Consider the following 16,893-nt stretch of genomic DNA (forward strand, 5'->3'; position numbering starts at 1 on the left):
TTGTTCCTCAAAACGAAAAAACGAACCGAATTCCCATGGACAACTATGAAGAGATAAAATTTTTGTTTTGGGGATACTTCAAAATCTTAACTTGATGGGCATGTTTCCGTACCCCTATATGGCATACATTTAAACTTTGAAACTTTTGCTTTTACTTTCATGGTATAATTAGGAAAAAAGGGAGGAGTATAATGATTCGTTTAGCAAAAGTAGAAGATGCACATTTGGTTCATGGCGTTATGATGTCTGCATTTGAAGAGTATCGACATATAGATATTCCATCAAGTGCATTAAGCGAAACAGTAAATTCTATACGAAAATCTTTATCTGATAATAAAGAGCAAGCTTTATTATACATACAAAATAACATTCCAATCGGCTCAGCAAGATTTAAATTAAGTGAAAATTCCCTTTACTTTTCCCGCCTCTCTGTTTGTCCAGAAAAACGAGGGAAAGGTGTAGCAAAATATATGCTCTCATGGTTAGAAACATATGCTCGTCAACATGGAAAAAAAGAGATTCGTTGCCAAGTACGTATGTCTGTCCCACAAAATATAAAATTATACAAATCTGTTGGATATGAGATTTGTGGAGAAGAAGTAGTTGTAAAACCAAATGGAAGTGAAGTAAAAACAGTGTTCATGAAAAAAGACGCTTAGTTAAACAGTAACTTCTGATAACGAGAATTATGTAAATGAGCTGTCCATATGGGCGGCTTATTGTATGTCTTTTACTTAGCGTGGGTTTTTTCCAAAATGCTGGTGATATCCCCTGTAGAAAAAGGAAATTTTCATTTTGGGGGTACTTCAAAATATTAGCTTGATAGAGATGGGGTGGTACCCCTTTTTACAGTAGCAAAGATGAAATTTTATTGTTAGAAAATGTCTTAGCGTATAAAATCTGCGTTTTGCCGTCAATGCCCCAATAAGCTCAGTGATTTTTTGTTTACTAACTTTGGTGTTTTCATCAAGAATATAATTTTTTGAAGGTTGTTCTTTATTTTCCAGTAACTTTGTTAATGATTTTAAAGCATATAATAAGGCTTGCTCCGATAATTTAAAGGTTTATGCTACGACTTCCATTGCGATCTTTGTGTTATCATCTATAGTCCTCACTTACATGCCAACCTCCTCACGAAACATTTAACATATTATTCCATAAAACTAGGGAAGAGGGTATAATTTTGAGAAGCAAATATCAAGGTTTTAGCAAATGGGCAAGGTTTTAGCAAATGGGCAAGGTTTTAGCAAATGGGCAAGCTACGGGTTTGTCATGACAAACCCCAAAAACTACGTTTTTGACTTGGTAGGAGATTCCTACGACCTTTACAAATATAAATAAGCGATTTTTTGCAAAATCACCTATTTATTTGTTGTCGCTTTGCTCGAATTTTTTTAAAAAAGGAGTGTGTATTATGGCTGAAAGAAGAACAACATATTTACAAATGTCTTTAGAACATGAGGAAAAAGATTATATAAAAAATAAAGCAATTGAATTAGGATATAAAAATGTTTCAGCTTTTCTTATTGATAGCGCAAAATCACATTTCAAACTTGAAGTCGATATGAAAGCTTATAGAGATTTAACTAAAGAAATAAATTATATTGGTAAGAATATAAATAGCCTAATTAGAAGGATCAATACAGACGGAATTTACACTGATAATGATATTGATTTCCTTAGAATCAATCAGAAGAAAATCATAAAATTAATCAATACAGAATATGACCGATTACTTGATTTAAAAACTAAGTTTAATAGCGATAGCTTGAGTAAAAAACAGAAGGAAAAATTAATAAAATCATTATCGGAAAATCAAATCAAGATACCCCAAAAATTAGTATTAGAAGAAGTGTATGAAAAGATAAAAGAAGATTTTATTTATATTATAGAATGTATAGAAAACTCTCCTGAACAAGATGTAGAAGTAACAGAATACGTATGGCAATATTTATATGGAGATACGCTTTATAAGTTAGATGATGACAAATTAATAAAATTGGCCGATAGCATATTTATTTTTGCACAGAAATTAAAATTTAAGTTATCCAAACTAGATAATGTTTTTTCAGATGATGATTGGTTTGAACTAAAAGATATATTAGATGAATATGAAATTTATTAATTAAGGACTGATTACAATGTCTATTGTTAAAATACAAAAAGTCAAAGACTTGAAAGCTGTCATTAATTACAGTATGCAAGACCATAAAACAAACGAGGAATTAGTTACATCTTATGAGTGTAGTATCGAAACAATAGAAAGAGATTTTAAAAGTGTTTTATTTGATTACAACGAAAAAAATGACAGTAATAAAAACATGAGTGCAAGAATGATCATTCAATCGTTTGATAGTGACGATAAGTGCGAGACGTTCTCGAGTAAGTAAAATGTTTATATATTAACGTTTAAGCGACAACGAGGACTGTTCTTATAAGAATTAAATTCTTAATAAAAAAAGAACAGGATAACTGTTCAGACGAGTGGTAGGAATGAGGGAGTAACGACCTGAAACTACCCCAGTGAGATTCCCGACTGCATAATCTAGGCATAGATTGATGTGGAAAGCAGGGTAAAATATGCGAGCACCTTCCGAAGTGCCTGAAGAGGTAACCGAAAGCCATTAGGAGTAATAAACCTAATGGAACTGAAGAAGTTTCGCATGCTGTTAACCGACATGGTGAGAATGTGTAAACACTGACGAACTTGCGAATGTACGCTTCGATACACTAAGGGGTCAGAAATGACTCACAATCTGAAAATAAGATTTGCCTAACGGAAATTTAACATTTATCGTTTAAATTTCCTAACGTTGTTATAGGCAACGGAGCTAGGCACGGAGTAAAGCAAGCACCTAAATCGGAGGACCTAGACCTTTAAAACAATAATAGTCTGAATGGAACGTCGAAAGCTACTAACGTGGAAAGAAAGTTCCGCCGGCAGGTGAAGTTGGATACGAAACGATTATTCAAGGGAAGTATCCTTAATAGTAGTGAGAGTAGTGGCACGACCGGTGACAGCTCTTGTAATGAGAGAAGGAGGAACAGCCACAAGTCTATGATAAGCGTAAATTAAATTGCGTACTAGAGGAAACGGTATTTCACCAATCTGAAAACATGGATTCTGGTATGACTCAAAAGGTCGCCAACTCCAAAAGAGGGGTGATACACCATGAGTAAATCTACTGAGACCACGCCTAAGGACAAGAAACTCAGACACGCCGAATACTACAGTATGACGGATATGTTTGACGGACTGTACGAAAAAGCGAAACGAAAAGAAAATTTCAATAACCTGATGCCAATCATCACATCTGACAACAACATCCTTCTTGCATATCGCAACATTAAGCGAAACAAGGGAAGTAAAACGTCGGCATGTGACAATGTAAACATCAAGGATATTGAAAAGTTGAGTCAACAAGATTTTCTAAATGAGGTTAAGACACGCTTTAAAGACTACCATCCAAAAATGGTTAGACGAAAGGAAATTCCTAAACCAAACGGGAAAACGAGACCTCTCGGTATTCCATCAATGTGGGATAGGATTATCCAGCAATGCATTTTACAAGTAATGGAGCCAATCTGTGAAGCACACTTCTGCACGAGAAGTTACGGGTTTCGCCCTAACCGTAGTGCAGAACATGCCATGGCAGATGTCGTCAAGAAAGTAAATAGACAAAAATTGACCTTCGTCGTTGACGTGGACATTCAAGGGTTCTTTGATGAAGTGAATCATGTAAAGCTTAGACGCCAACTATGGACAATGGGATTTCATGATAAACAGCTTCTCGCAATTATCCAAAAGATGTTGAAAGCGCCAATTAAAATGCCTGATGGAAAAGTAGTATATCCCACAAAAGGTACACCACAAGGTGGCATCTTGAGTCCATTACTCGCCAACGTCAATCTCAATGAATTCGACTGGTGGGTCAGCGACCAATGGGAAACATTTAAAGCGCGAAACGTAAAAACATACATCAGAAAAGACGGATTAAGGGACAACGGTCATGTATATAAAGCCCTCCGTAGGTCTAACCTCAAACCAATGTTTATAGTGAGATACGCGGATGATTTTAAAATTTTTACAGACACACTAAGCAATGCTCGGAAAATATTCGAAGCAAGCAAAATGTGGCTAGAGGGAAGATTAAAACTTCCCATCTCAACGGAAAAGTCCAAAGTCACCAACCTTAAAAAGCAAGAAAGTGAATTCTTAGGATTTACTATCAAAGCTGTTAAAAAGGGGAAAGACGACAAAGGACCAAAACGCGTTGCAATGACGCACATCGCACCGAAAGCATTGGAGAAAATCAAACTTGATTTAACCGAGCAAGTGAAAAAGATACAGAAAGTCCCGAGCGCTATTGATGCAATAAAGGAAATCTACCTGTACAACAGCATTGTTATTGGTAAGCACAACTATTACAAAATAGCAACGCATGTCAGCCAAGATGTTCAAAAAATACAACGTGACATCGAAAAAAATGATGTATAATCGATTTCCTAAAGCGTCAAAACGAGGAAAAGTGAATACAAATGGATACACAAAGAACGGAAACTATGAAGGGAAAGATAAAGGAATCATTCCTTATTTTGAGTCGAAAAGTATGAGATATCTCATGAAACGACCCATTGTCCCAATATCCTACGTTCGTTGTAAAAATCCCATGATGAAGACGCAATCCATTAACAAGTACACCGAAGAAGGACGTATAGAAATTCACAAGAAACTTGAAAATGTCATCGAATCGGAGCTTAAATGGATAAGGGAGCATCCAGTCATAAATGAACGGGCGACCGTTGAATTTAATGACAACAGGATTGCTCTCTATATTGCTCAAAAAGGAAGATGTAGTGTAACAGGTGAACGCCTGTTACCATGGAGTATGCATTGTCACCACAAGCAATTGTGGGAGCTAACGCATGATGACAGCTACAAAAACCTTACTCTCGTCAAACCAAGTATTCACCGCCTAATACACGCCAGTATACCTGAAACAATCCTTAAGCTCTTCGAAGAGTTCGCCCTCAACGAAGAACAAATGAAGAAACTAAACAAACTACGCAAACAGGCGAATCAACGGGAACTAACTGTATCTGAATTAACATGCGAAGTGGAAATGTAATAAGAGTAGCTAACACTACTCAACTCAGAAGAATTACTGAAAGGTGAAATGACAACTCTAGCATAGATGGAACGCCGTGTGCCGTGAAAGTGGCACGCACGGTGTGGATCGGGGGAAAAGGTGGAGATAATATCAAAACCTTACCTATCGATAATTTAACGCCCGCTTTATTAAATTGTAGATTTAGTCCCTCAGGACTGATGAGCACTTCAGTGGATGCCTCTAAACAGCTAGATAACTGAGTTAAAGAAGTCATAGCGACATTTTGACTCATCCATACACATAAAGCGACTAAATCTTTGTCTTGATACTTACTTGTTCGTTGTACAAACCCAACATCTCTAGCAAGATTTCGTAAGATATTAGGCGATAAAAAGCTTTGAATTTCTTGAGCAAATAGTTGTAATTCATCAGATACAGAAATAGACATACAAAAACGCCATCCTTTCCTATGATTCCTCAGAAAGAATAACGTCTTTTTCATTTTAGAGGGTATTTTGTCTTGTTAGCTTGATAGCGATGTGGAGGGACCCCTAGTAAGCAGTAATATATATCATGCACATTTTTTGTCAATATTTAGTTTATGAATGAGTTTTCATATTTAATAAATGCTCATGTAAGCACCAAAATAGGATTTGTTTTCATTTGTTATGTAGAAACTACATAACAAATGAAAACGAAATTGAATACAGTATTAATTAAATTCCCTAGGGTAGGGGCTCCCATGATTGATAAAGTGCCTTATTTTGATACTTTAAGGAATACAGTATCTTTCTGTAAGAATGTCTCACATTAACCTATTTGTATTCGAAAAAAATACATAATTATATGACGATTATGAGAACTTATTCAACCAATTATTTACATTTCAAAGAAGGCAGATTAAGATTTTTAATATAAGAAAGCAGAAATTTAATATTTTTTGCAAAACGAGTTTAATCGAACATATGAAAAATTCATCCATGTACGTAGTGAATTAACTAATGGTTAAAGAGGAGGGGGAACCATGGAGAAAAAAATTATACATTTGGAAGGGGTTATTGTCTTAATAGCGGCTATTTATATTTACGCATTAAATGAGTTTAGCTGGTTGATATTCCTGTTGCTGCTTCTTGTACCTGATGTTTCAATGTTAGCATATCTTATTAATAACCATATTGGTGCACAGGTTTATAACCTATTTCATACTTACATAGTATCGGTATTACTTATTTTAATAGGAGTTTTTCTAAAATCAGATGCGCCACTTATGATTGGTTTAATTTGGACAGCTCATATTGGAATGGATCGTCTGTTAGGATATGGTCTTAAATATAAAACAGGTTTTAAAGATACTCATATCCAAAAGTTATAGGATATAGTAGGAATAAATACTTATATAACATATGAATTTTTTGTGAAACAAACTATAGTGCTTTGAATAGAATAAATGATATCCATCAAAAAATGAGGTGTATTCTTAAATACACCTCATTTTTTGATGGATATATTATATTGGTTTTTAAGTGAATTATGGATGTTTTTATAATCTTTGAGGAAAGCTCAATAATATTTACTTGATTCCATAAAGAATGAAACGTCTCAAAAAAAATCTTTTTTCTTATTTAGATTCTTAAGTTTAGAGACGTAGATATCAATAGAATCTAAATTTAGCTGTAGATGTTGTTGAAATCCTTGATTAATCCGATCTTGAACAGTTTCGGAAATTGATTTGTTTGATCATTTTCTATCTGTATTGCTCCAGAATCGCGCCCAATTGCAGAACAACATAAAAAGCATATTTCTTTTTCTGCTTACTTTATATAGATATCATGTATTCAAAATTCAGTGCATGATATCCTTTTTATTCTGTAATTAAGCGGTACTTCTTTAAGATATCCAATGTGATGTTTTTAGCTTTTGTACCCGTACCATCAATGTTTGTTACAAAAACATAAGAACGATTGTCTATTTTTATAAATCCAACAAACCATCCTAATCCTAAATCAGACAATCTTGTCCCCGTTTTTCCATAAAGTGTGTAGTAATCCCCTTCTTTTTGGATCATCATTCGTTTTACAGTCTTCATTACAGGTCTATCAAACGGAAGTTCTTCTTTATACAACTTCTCGATAAAATCAACTTGTTCAAGAGGACTAATTTTTAAAGAGCTGCTTAACCAGAAATGGTCGATTCCTCCACTAATATCCTCGTTTCCATACGAGATTTTTTGTATCCAATCATTCATGCGTTGCTCTCCAATATCCCTAGCCATTTCCTGGTAATACCAAATAGCTGATTCACGCATAGCCGATCCAAGGGTATGATCACGGTTCCATGTATCAAATTCACGTTTTACGCCATCCCATCGTTTTACATCATACTCATCTCGAACAGCTTTGACTTGTAACCCAATTAAGGCATTAGGGACCTTAAATGTAGATTCCGGGGTTTGTCTTGTGTTAGCTTTTTCCTGATTGTAGACAAAGGTTTCTCCAGTTTTAACATCACGTAATATAAACGTTCCATTATGATCAGGGAAAAATTCAGCGACATCTAATTTTTTAACGTTAAATTTTTCTTTAGAAGTAACTTCTTTACTTGGTGTTTGAGCTTGAGCTGTAAAACTTATTATCCCTGTAAACAGTAAAAAAATGGACAGGTAAATCAATTTTCTCATTTCAGACACCTCATTAAATTATTTGACAGGTATATTCTATTATTAAAATTTAGAAAATTCAATAATAAAACCTTAGATGCCAAGAAGGTTCTGTGGGTTTGGAATAAAGTTTGATTAAGACTCACACTGAACCCTTTAATCGAAAAGGGGCAAAGCGGGGTAACTTTTTTGCAAACGGTATAACTTTCTTCAAAATGGTACATCTTTTTTATAAACGGTACGACTTTATTTCAAATCCACACCCTGTTAGTATCTCGATGATTACTAGCTTTATGAGAAGTTGTTTTTGGATAATATAAGTTGGGCTCTGGTACAAAAATTTCAAAATAATTGGTAATAATCTGTCAGACTTGGGCTAGCAATTGTACCTGCCGAACCGTTTGTACTTTCGAACAACAATTTCACTTACCATATGGATAGATACGTAGTACGTGGGGTTTCGCCCCACACGACGAGCCAGCACTCTAGCCAAAAAGCAAATTTGATACCTAAAATAAAAACAAGATCTTATTAGATCTTGTTTGCTTTTCAACATAATTTAAATACTCGATTTTATGTATCAAATTTTAGAACAACACGAGCACGTAACGATCTACCTTGCACTAATATAAATAGTTTATTACCTACCTATAATCTTTCGACTATAAACAAGCAGTTCGCCACTCATACTAATGGTTCGTTCGACCGTACAAAATACCTATACAACCATATATAACCTTTCGGCTATATATGACCGTTAGCCTTATAAGAGCTAAATTGCTCTCTAAAGCCTGCGGCACCCAGCACGATCTTAGCTCGACCCTATCCGATAAGTTGGAACCTTATTGTAATCATAGCAGCTAGCATACGACTACAATAAACCTTTTCCCCACCGAATAGAATCTTCTCTCCGACTGTAAACAAACCACATAGTTTATATGAACTAATGACCTGTATACAATCTTTGACCGACCTATATACACCTCTGTTAGGAACCATATATAGATCTGGGCTCAACCGTTACGTACCCGATACCTATATCATGAGCAAATTCATTTCAATGTATGCACACCATAATCAGTTGGGAATCATTTACAATTACCGCTTATTTAAAATATAATTTGAATTTTTAGAAAATTTTAAATTTTTATTATTTACAAAATTCGACCCTGGATGTATGATAAGTATAAGCAAAACATACATATCAAAAAAGAAGGTGAATCCAGTGGGATAGAGCAAGGCGAATGTACAAATGATGTACAGGGTATAAAACCAAAATCTGTTGAAAAAGAGGGTGGTACCACCAGAGTAGTGGGAGGAGAAAGTGTATCTAATATACGCTGGGTAGTAAAAATTTGCAATGAACAGAAAGGATTACGAATACCATGAATGAAGAAATAGTGTAAGCGACCTTGTGATTCCTAAGAGGATGATCGAGGTCGCTTACTGTTGTTTTATGAGCTTTTTTAACCAAAATCTAAAATTATCGGGATTCAATGTATTTAAGAGACTATTAAAAGTCCTCCAGATTGTTTAACTGGGGGACTTTTGTGTTCATATAATTCTTGTTATTGGAAATTAGTGAAAAAATTTAAGATGTGACGGGTCATTCTATAGTTAATTGTCTCCTCTATTCAATTTTAGTAGTTAAATACTCCTAAAGAAGAAATTGCGTCATTCCATCCATAATTATTCAGGTTAATAGTATATCCCCAATAAGAATAGTTATCCCAAGCATAAGTAGCTCCTCCATAACTAGCATGTTCCCAAACTCTTGTATAGCCACTAGCTGCAGTACTAATTGAAGAAATTTGATCGTTCCAGTAATTACCGACGTAACTTGTGTAAGTTCCTATTGCATAAGAAATACGGGATCCACCTTTATTAATATCCCAGTAGAAATCAGTATAATTTGGTCCAGTACCTAGAGTAGTTAAGTTTTCTTTTTTTATTAATTCTGCTTTTGGATTTTTATATTCACGGTGCTTTTCGTATTCTTTATTTTGAACAAATTGCTGAAATTCTTTTTCATTGGTGAATCCATACTTAATTTCTTTTCCATTTTGATCTTTCGAGAAGAAGATATGTTTTACTTGACTATCTTGGACGGGAGAACTTGCTTTTTTCCCATTAATCAAAACAAATTGACTTTTTCCTTCTTCAGCAAAGGTTGAGGGTGCTGCTGAAAAAAAGACTGCAATTAGAGCAAAGCACATCAAAACAACCGATTTAAGATTTCTTCTCATCAAGATCGATCACCTCATAAATGTATTTTTAGGGTATTTATACTTTTTTGTAATAAAAACAAGATACCCCTTAGGTATTCTATCACCCTTGAGGTAAAAGATATATAAAAAGTAAAATTTTAACAAAAATGTAGTTAAAATTTAATAATAATGGAGTTAAATTTTACACATAATACTGAGGTACCGCCAGTATTTCGGAAAAAAACACGTTAAGCAAAAATAAAATCAGCTGTCTATATCGACAGCTGATTGACATAATTCTTGTTATCTGAAGTGACTATTCTTAACAATCGATCAATCTTAATTCTTGCTTTATTTCTTCAATTTGTGCCAAATGTCGTTTCTCATGTAAACCAATAAACTCTACCCACTGTTTTACATTAAGAGAACCAAAAACAGGATGAGGCAGTGAGCGTTTTAGCATTTTTTCTTCTTCAGCATTCACAAGAAATTCTTTCAGAGAAGTACGTGATGCAAGCAACTTTTCTTGTATTGTAGCAAATGTTGAAAACTCATTGGACGGTGTTATGGATGGCGGTGCTGTAAATTTGTGGCTACGGTTTGTTGCCTGGCGGAAGGATTTGTTCTCTACGTTGGTCTCTTCATCACTTGCCATGACCACCTTCATTTTATGTACAATGAGGTTCTCAGTTAAATATAGGTGTTCCAATACCTGCATGATACTCCACTTGCTCTCTTGTTTTTCATTCAACTGTACATCTGTTAAACCGGAAACACTCTGCAACAATTCTTCACGGATTTCTTGAATATCGTTCAGCAATATAATACCTCCTGTTTATTTTATTATGACACATTGTTATCTACACTGAGTCTTTCCATCATTTGCAAACATAACGAAATCTCTTCAATCATAACTCATCCATCGATAACTATGAAACGAAAAACTTTTCTGTATGCGGTATTCAGGTAAGGCTTACATAACACCACTTATCGGTAGCAAAACAAAAAAGGAACTGACTTATAAGATCGTAAGTCAGTTCCTTTTCCACTTTTCTTTATAATATATATAGAGTTTCATAATAGTAAAAAAACAATATTCCTACTCTGTCCGTAGTATCGGCCCCACCTACGCCAGATACCTTGATAGCCACTCGTGCCATCCAACCCATTATTATCATATAAGAAACCGCTTTCAATGTAAAGAATTTTCTGATTTTTACGATTAAAAACCACAATTACTCCTATCTAAAAGATAAAGAGTAATTGTGTTTACATAAATTCCGTTATTGGAAGTAACTATATAAGCTTATTCAATTCTTTCTGGTAAAAAATTTAAATACATATTTAAACAATTAGTGTGCTCAGCTAATACCTTCATGGTTTTTTCATTAGGAATTGAATAAATTACAGGATAGTCAATTTCATCTAAATCAAGATTAACTGGAAAAGCTAATTTTTCTTTATCTAAAGAAAACTCAGCATGTACTCCAGGTTTGTTTCCTCTTGCGTCTAAACGGATCCATTTATTTTTAGATGCAATATATACAGCGTTGAGAGCATGAATGCAGTATCCTGTATCAGGTGTCGCTCCTAATACAAGTCTTTGATAGCAAAAACCTGTAGGAATACCCTTAAAACGTAATAAGGCCGCTAATAAGTTAGACTTGGCATAACATATTCCTTCTCCTTCTAGTAAGACTTCGGAAGCCTTCTTTGTTACTCTTGTACTTTGAATATCCCAGGAATGACAAACCTTATCTCTAACAAATTCATATGCTTGCTTTATGTATTCCAATTGTTGAGCATTCGAATTAGTATAGAGCTCATTTGATTTCTGTTGGATAAGAGGATGTTGAAAGTCTATCTCTGGTAATTCCTTTAGATAATCCCCTAAATTCAATGATTCACAAATTAAATTCATTTTTATTTTCTCCTTCCAGCTTTCATAAGTAAACCTTAAACATATAAGTCAAAATTCCTCTTAAAAAGATGCATATTATATACATGCTCGGTTAACATAACGCATCATTATCAGCAGTAACTAAATTCCAGAAGCCCATTCATACCAAGAGTTTGCCAGCCTTCCGTTCCCTCCACTGTATGTAGGATTTCATACATCCCTGTCACAACGGCATTTTGCGGTTCAAATCGTTCTCGTATCCTGCATAAAATCCAGCATATCCTTAGCGTTTAAAATCCGCGTTTTGCCGTCAGCATCCCATTGCCATCAACCTAAGAAAGCAGGTTACCCCCCAAAAGATAAATAAGCTTTTTTTCACAAGAAAGTCCAAAAATTTCGTTCTGGGGGTGTAATAAAACTTTAGCTTGATGGGCATGGGCTGAACCCAAAAAAAGGAAAGTAATATCTATTTAAAGAAATTTTAAAAGATAAAAACGAATGTAATTATAGAATGACTATCTATGATAAGAAAAGGAGGCACTTACATATGCTAACAAATGATTTAGATTTCCGATTAGAACCACGCTTAAAAGAACTGTATGAACAACATAAAATAAGAGCACAGAAGATAGATTGGGGTTATCATGAGTTTTTACCATGGGATAAAGGGATGGACTTTAAAAGGGTTCCTTGGGATGAAAGTCAGGTTGCCCTTCCTTCTGGTGTAATTACGGCCATTGAAACAGCTTTATTAACAGAAGTGAATTTGCCATGGTTTACAACGTATTTATCTGCAACTTTTAAAGGGTCCCTTTCTGTTATTACGGATTTTATTCATACTTGGACTTCAGAAGAGGATCAACATTCGAATTTGCTGGAGACATATTTACTACTTACTCGAAGCGTGAACCCTAAACGATTACATGAATTAAGAAAGTCAGTCGTTGAAGGTGGATTTGAGCCTGATTTTCACACGCCAATCGAAGCCATGACGTATACGACGCTACAAGAACTTGCAACGATGGTGTTTTACAATAATGTAGCTAAGGTTGCAAGTAAGCATGATCCAGATCTTGCTACATTATTACGCCGTCTTGCAAAAGATGAAACTCTTCATTATGCGTTTTATCGAGACGTGATTCGAACACATTTGGAATTGGAACCTAATTATTGTTATCATATTGCCAATGTGATTATGAATTTTAAAATGCCAGGTGCAGTCATGCCTGATTTTGAAAATAGAATGGCTGTGATTGCAAAAGAAGCTAACTATGGGCCACTACAATATTTTGATCAAGTACTTGATGTAGTAGTTAATTATTGGGGGTTAAAAGATTTACGACCAATTGCACCTTTAGCTGAAAAAGCAAGAATTAAGATTTTGGAGTACCACACAAGATTGAAAAAAATACGGGATCGATTTGGTCGTTTTCAAGGGAAAACTGATCTACGTTAATTAGTAGGGGTCACCATACACATCCATCAACTTAAGAAATTGGTAGCTCCCCAAAACGAAGAAAATGAGTTGAATTCTCATAAATAACTGTAAAACAATAAAATTTTCGTTTTGGGGGCACCTCAAAATTTTTGCTTGATGGGCATGGGGTACCGCCAGCATTTCGGAAAAAACCCACGCTAAGCAAATTTCGACATAAAAAGCTGAAACTATGACAAAGATGCACCAGCACGTAAGTGCTGATGCATCTTTGTCAACAACTTGGGAACTCATTCTTTAAACTAGTAATTCCGCCTACATTTAAAGATATGCACTCCCTTGTTTATTTACATTCACATCAAATTTAAAGAATAATTTAGGAAAGAAGTATCCTTTTGATAGCCATTCTTTTCATACAATTTTTGCGCATTCGTATTATCAGGAGCGGTTTGAAGTTCTAATGATTTGGCATTAGATTGAATAGCATGCAATTTTGCTTTATCTAGAAGGGCTTGAGCTATTCCTTGTTTTCTTGCTTCCTCTTGCACATATAAATCATTTAAAATCCATGTTCTCTTCATAGAAACGGAAGAAAATGAGGGATATAACTGAGTAAAACCTAGGTATTCTCCTTCATGAACTGCTACAAAAATAACGGATTCTTCATTTTTTAAGCGATCTGAAATGAAGGATTCGGCATCCTTATAATCAGAAGGTTGCTTATAAAAGATACGATATAAATTAAATAAATGAGAAACACCTTTCAGATCCTTTATTGTTGCTTGATATATATTCATAATTACTCCTCCTTAATTTATAACAATACCATTTCTTTACACTTATTCGTAATTACGTTGTTTCCTCATGTTGCTTTCTCTGAAAATCTTTTTTAGTCTAAATGACTGTTTCTTCTTTTTTATCTTAACTGTGTCAGGTTGAATGGTGGTTAACATGACACCCATCAAAATTATAATGCCTCCTATAATCGTCATTAGGGTGGGAGTCTCTCCTAACCATACCCAAGCGATAACGAAAGATAAAAGGGGAGTGAGGTAAAGAGAGCTTGTAGATTCTGAAGCTCCTCTATGTGTGATAAGAAACCCTAATAGTATATAAGGTAAGACTGTAGGGAAGATGCCTAAGTATACAGCACTCCATGTTGCTTCCTGTGGAGCTTTTGCAACAGAATGCCATAGTCCAGGGAGGAAAATTAACATTAAGAGGGTACCTCCCCAAGTGGTATAGCAAGCAAGAGGCAGAAAACCATATTTCTTTAGATATGGCTTCTGTAGTACAAAGTACAGGCTTTCAGCAATGGAGGCCACCAAGATAAAGAGTGCGCTCTTCTGAAATGAAAAATCCCCTGAATTCCCCAAAGAGAGAAGGGTTACTCCTGAAAATGCGACTATTCCTCCAAACCATCTCCACAAATTTATGCGTTCTCGAAAGATGATCCAAGCTAAGATTGTTGTAAAAATAGGAGTTAACGAAACAAGCAAACTTGCAGTCCCAGCATTTACAAACTTCTCTCCATAGTTTAATGCCATATAGTACGCTGTAAATCCTAGCCCACCAAGTAATATAATAAATGGCATGTCCTTTACTGTCGGTAGTCTCATACGAGTGGCAATAGCAAAAAGTGCTAACACGAAGGATCCTATTAATAAGCGTAACAAAGAAAGGTCTTCTGGGCTATACCCTTGTAGAGCAATACGAATGCCAGGAAAAGCTGAAGCCCATAGCAATATGATGGATAAGTGAGAAATCAAGATAGCCATATTAGATATTTTCATTACTTTTTCCTCCCTCCTTATAAAAAACCCAACCACTTTTATGTTTGCTGTTTACACTTTTCATCATAGTCTTTGCTTGATACAATGTCTTCAACCAGTGACAAGATAAAAACCCAACCACTTTAAAAAGGAGATATAGCTGAGATGGAACAATGTAATAAGGATAGAGAGGATAAGACACTCAAATACATACAAATCATGGAATACATAAAATCAAAGATTGCGACAGGTGAGTGGACAATTGGAAGTAAAATCTATAGTCAACGCAAATTGGCTACCATTTTTAAGGTCAACCGCAGTACAGTTGTGACTGCACTTGAGGAACTTCAGGCAGAGGGGCTTATTGAGGGGAAAATGGGTATGGGCAATATTGTGACAAATAACACCTGGTCATTGCTAACAAATGAACCGGAAAATTGGAATGACCAGGTTAATGTTGGAGTTCATAAACCTAGCCGAATAGTTGTACAACAGATTAATGAGGCTGAGTCTAACTCTAATCTTATACAACTTAGTAAAGGGGAGTTATCACCCGATATGTTTCCTCTGGTTCAGATGAAACAGAGTATAAAGGATTTGGCGAATGAAATAGGAACATTTGGCTATGAAGAACCAAAAGGATTCTTACCTTTACGTCAATCAGTCAGTGAGTACCTAAAATCTCAGGGGATTCAAGTGTCGTCTGATTCTATTCTCATCGTTTCAGGTGCTTTACAAGCTCTACACCTTATTTCTATAGGACTACTAAAGCCGGGATCTACTGTTTTACTTGAAAAGCCATCTTATCTTTACTCTTTACATGTATTTCAATCTGCAGGTATGTCCCTTGCTGGAGTACCTATAGATAATGAAGGTATGCTCACACAATCTATTCCAATTCAAAAGAAAAGGCATAAAAGAAGCATAATATACACTATTCCATCCTTTCATAATCCAACTGGATGTGTTATGTCGGATACTCGACGAAATGAGCTTTTAAGAATTAGTAAAGAAGAACGGATTCCTATCATTGAAGATGATATTTATAGAGAGTTATGGATTGATAAAGAACCTCCTTTAGCTTTAAAAGCAAAAGATTTACACGGTCAAGTTCTTTATCTAGGAAGCCTATCCAAGACGCTTACTCCAGGGTTGCGAATTGGCTGGCTTGTGGGTCCACAATCTGTTATTAATCACTTAGCTGACATTAAAATGCAATCTGATTACGGATCAAGCTCTTTGTCTCAGCGTATTGCTACTAACTGGCTTAGTAGTGGTTTTTATCAGGAACATGTAATCTCAGTACGAAAGCAGTTGAAAACTCGCAGGGATGCATTGATAAGATGGCTTGAACAATATTTACAGCATTTAGCTACGTGGGAAGTACCTCAAGGGGGACTCTTTATTTGGATTCGTATAAAAGGAGTAGTGTCTATGCGAACCCTGTACAGCCTTGCTTTAGCAAAAGGAGTCCTCTTAAATCCAGGACATATCTATGGACAAGATGAAGGGCAATACATACGTTTATCATACGCTTACGCTTCACTTAATGATTTAGAAAAGGGGGTGTATGAACTAAGTAAAATTATTCAGTCCCTCATCAAATAGGAATGAGTAAAGCTAACCAAACAGAACAACCAATGTCAGTATTAGAAAAGTATCTCTTACTTGTGTGATAGGCAGACTTTAACTTGGATGAACCTAATACAACACAATATTAATAGTGTTGCGTTAAAGTCTAAAAAAACTCGTTTAAACGGTTGCTAATGCAACACAACTTATAAAACCAAGTCATTTTTAGATGCAAGATAA

11 protein-coding genes and 3 pseudogenes are annotated in these 16,893 nt (G+C 35.1%); 7 read left to right on the forward strand and 7 right to left on the reverse strand.

The window, feature by feature from the left end:
- Window positions 1-191 precede the first annotated feature (191 nt).
- From ACFQZ1_RS05875 to ltrA, 4 genes and pseudogenes are all read left to right on the forward strand, one after another.
- Window positions 192-659, forward strand: a complete 468-nt coding sequence (locus ACFQZ1_RS05875; RefSeq protein ID WP_377881179.1) for a GNAT family N-acetyltransferase — start codon at window positions 192-194, stop codon at window positions 657-659.
- Between the two features lie 755 nt (window positions 660-1,414).
- The gene (locus ACFQZ1_RS05880) at window positions 1,415-2,125 is read left to right on the forward strand and encodes a hypothetical protein (protein ID WP_377881180.1); all 711 of its coding nucleotides are present in this window, start codon (window positions 1,415-1,417) and stop codon (window positions 2,123-2,125) included.
- Between the two features lie 16 nt (window positions 2,126-2,141).
- Window positions 2,142-2,363: pseudogene (locus ACFQZ1_RS05885) on the forward strand (relaxase/mobilization nuclease domain-containing protein); the annotation flags it as partial.
- Window positions 2,364-3,172: 809 nt separating this feature from the next.
- Window positions 3,173-5,129 (forward strand): annotated as a pseudogene (gene ltrA, locus ACFQZ1_RS05890) (group II intron reverse transcriptase/maturase).
- Between the two features lie 154 nt (window positions 5,130-5,283).
- Here the strand turns inward: ltrA and ACFQZ1_RS05895 are convergent.
- Window positions 5,284-5,559: pseudogene (locus tag ACFQZ1_RS05895) on the reverse strand (IS4 family transposase); the annotation flags it as partial.
- Window positions 5,560-6,135: 576 nt separating this feature from the next.
- Between ACFQZ1_RS05895 and ACFQZ1_RS05900 the strand changes: the two are divergent.
- The gene (locus ACFQZ1_RS05900; protein ID WP_377881181.1) at window positions 6,136-6,483 is read left to right on the forward strand and encodes a DUF4260 domain-containing protein; all 348 of its coding nucleotides are present in this window, start codon (window positions 6,136-6,138) and stop codon (window positions 6,481-6,483) included.
- Between the two features lie 489 nt (window positions 6,484-6,972).
- Here ACFQZ1_RS05900 and blaOXA read toward each other — a convergent pair whose 3' ends face one another.
- The 4 genes from blaOXA to ACFQZ1_RS05920 form a co-directional block, all read right to left on the reverse strand.
- Window positions 6,973-7,788, reverse strand: a complete 816-nt coding sequence (blaOXA, locus tag ACFQZ1_RS05905; protein WP_377881182.1) for a class D beta-lactamase — start codon at window positions 7,786-7,788, stop codon at window positions 6,973-6,975.
- A 1,619-nt stretch (window positions 7,789-9,407) separates the two neighbouring features.
- Complete coding sequence (locus ACFQZ1_RS05910) at window positions 9,408-10,013, reverse strand: hypothetical protein (protein WP_377881183.1); 606 nt, start codon at window positions 10,011-10,013, stop codon at window positions 9,408-9,410.
- 283 nt (window positions 10,014-10,296) lie between these two features.
- The gene (locus ACFQZ1_RS05915) at window positions 10,297-10,794 is read right to left on the reverse strand and encodes a DinB family protein (RefSeq protein ID WP_377881184.1); all 498 of its coding nucleotides are present in this window, start codon (window positions 10,792-10,794) and stop codon (window positions 10,297-10,299) included.
- Window positions 10,795-11,280: 486 nt separating this feature from the next.
- Complete coding sequence (locus ACFQZ1_RS05920; RefSeq protein ID WP_377881185.1) at window positions 11,281-11,895, reverse strand: transglutaminase-like domain-containing protein; 615 nt, start codon at window positions 11,893-11,895, stop codon at window positions 11,281-11,283.
- Between the two features lie 526 nt (window positions 11,896-12,421).
- On the opposite strand from ACFQZ1_RS05920, the gene ACFQZ1_RS05925 reads away from it, so the two are divergent.
- Entirely contained in the window at window positions 12,422-13,330 is a 909-nt protein-coding gene (locus tag ACFQZ1_RS05925) for an acyl-ACP desaturase (RefSeq protein ID WP_377881187.1), read from the forward strand.
- Window positions 13,331-13,662: 332 nt separating this feature from the next.
- Here the strand turns inward: ACFQZ1_RS05925 and ACFQZ1_RS05930 are convergent, their stop codons facing one another.
- Window positions 13,663-14,106, reverse strand: coding sequence for a GNAT family N-acetyltransferase (locus ACFQZ1_RS05930; RefSeq protein WP_377881188.1), 444 nt, complete (start codon window positions 14,104-14,106; stop codon window positions 13,663-13,665).
- 42 nt (window positions 14,107-14,148) lie between these two features.
- Entirely contained in the window at window positions 14,149-15,102 is a 954-nt protein-coding gene (locus tag ACFQZ1_RS05935; RefSeq protein WP_377881189.1) for a DMT family transporter, read from the reverse strand.
- A gap of 144 nt (window positions 15,103-15,246) precedes the next feature.
- Here ACFQZ1_RS05935 and pdxR point away from each other — a divergent pair, with 144 nt between their 5' ends.
- A complete protein-coding gene (pdxR, locus tag ACFQZ1_RS05940; protein ID WP_377881190.1) occupies window positions 15,247-16,689 on the forward strand; it encodes a MocR-like pyridoxine biosynthesis transcription factor PdxR in 1,443 nt (480 codons plus the stop codon).
- The last annotated feature ends 204 nt before the right edge of the window (window positions 16,690-16,893 follow it).

It is taken from the genome of Bacillus sp. CGMCC 1.60114 (genome assembly GCF_042676365.1).
GTDB lineage: Bacteria > Bacillota > Bacilli > Bacillales > Bacillaceae_G > Bacillus_A > Bacillus_A rhizoplanae_A.

What these genes read in the sequence shown, in the direction of transcription:
- ACFQZ1_RS05875 (WP_377881179.1), top strand. Translation starts at nt 192, where the DNA reads ATGATTCGTTTAGCAAAAGTAGAAGATGCACATTTGGTTCATGGCGTT.
- ACFQZ1_RS05880 (WP_377881180.1), top strand. Translation starts at nt 1,415, where the DNA reads ATGGCTGAAAGAAGAACAACATATTTACAAATGTCTTTAGAACATGAG.
- ACFQZ1_RS05900 (WP_377881181.1), top strand. Translation starts at nt 6,136, where the DNA reads ATGGAGAAAAAAATTATACATTTGGAAGGGGTTATTGTCTTAATAGCG.
- blaOXA (WP_377881182.1), bottom strand. Translation starts at nt 7,788, where the DNA reads ATGAGAAAATTGATTTACCTGTCCATTTTTTTACTGTTTACAGGGATA.
- ACFQZ1_RS05910 (WP_377881183.1), bottom strand. Translation starts at nt 10,013, where the DNA reads ATGAGAAGAAATCTTAAATCGGTTGTTTTGATGTGCTTTGCTCTAATT.
- ACFQZ1_RS05920 (WP_377881185.1), bottom strand. Translation starts at nt 11,895, where the DNA reads ATGAATTTAATTTGTGAATCATTGAATTTAGGGGATTATCTAAAGGAA.
- ACFQZ1_RS05925 (WP_377881187.1), top strand. Translation starts at nt 12,422, where the DNA reads ATGCTAACAAATGATTTAGATTTCCGATTAGAACCACGCTTAAAAGAA.
- ACFQZ1_RS05930 (WP_377881188.1), bottom strand. Translation starts at nt 14,106, where the DNA reads ATGAATATATATCAAGCAACAATAAAGGATCTGAAAGGTGTTTCTCAT.
- ACFQZ1_RS05935 (WP_377881189.1), bottom strand. Translation starts at nt 15,102, where the DNA reads ATGAAAATATCTAATATGGCTATCTTGATTTCTCACTTATCCATCATA.
- pdxR (WP_377881190.1), top strand. Translation starts at nt 15,247, where the DNA reads ATGGAACAATGTAATAAGGATAGAGAGGATAAGACACTCAAATACATA.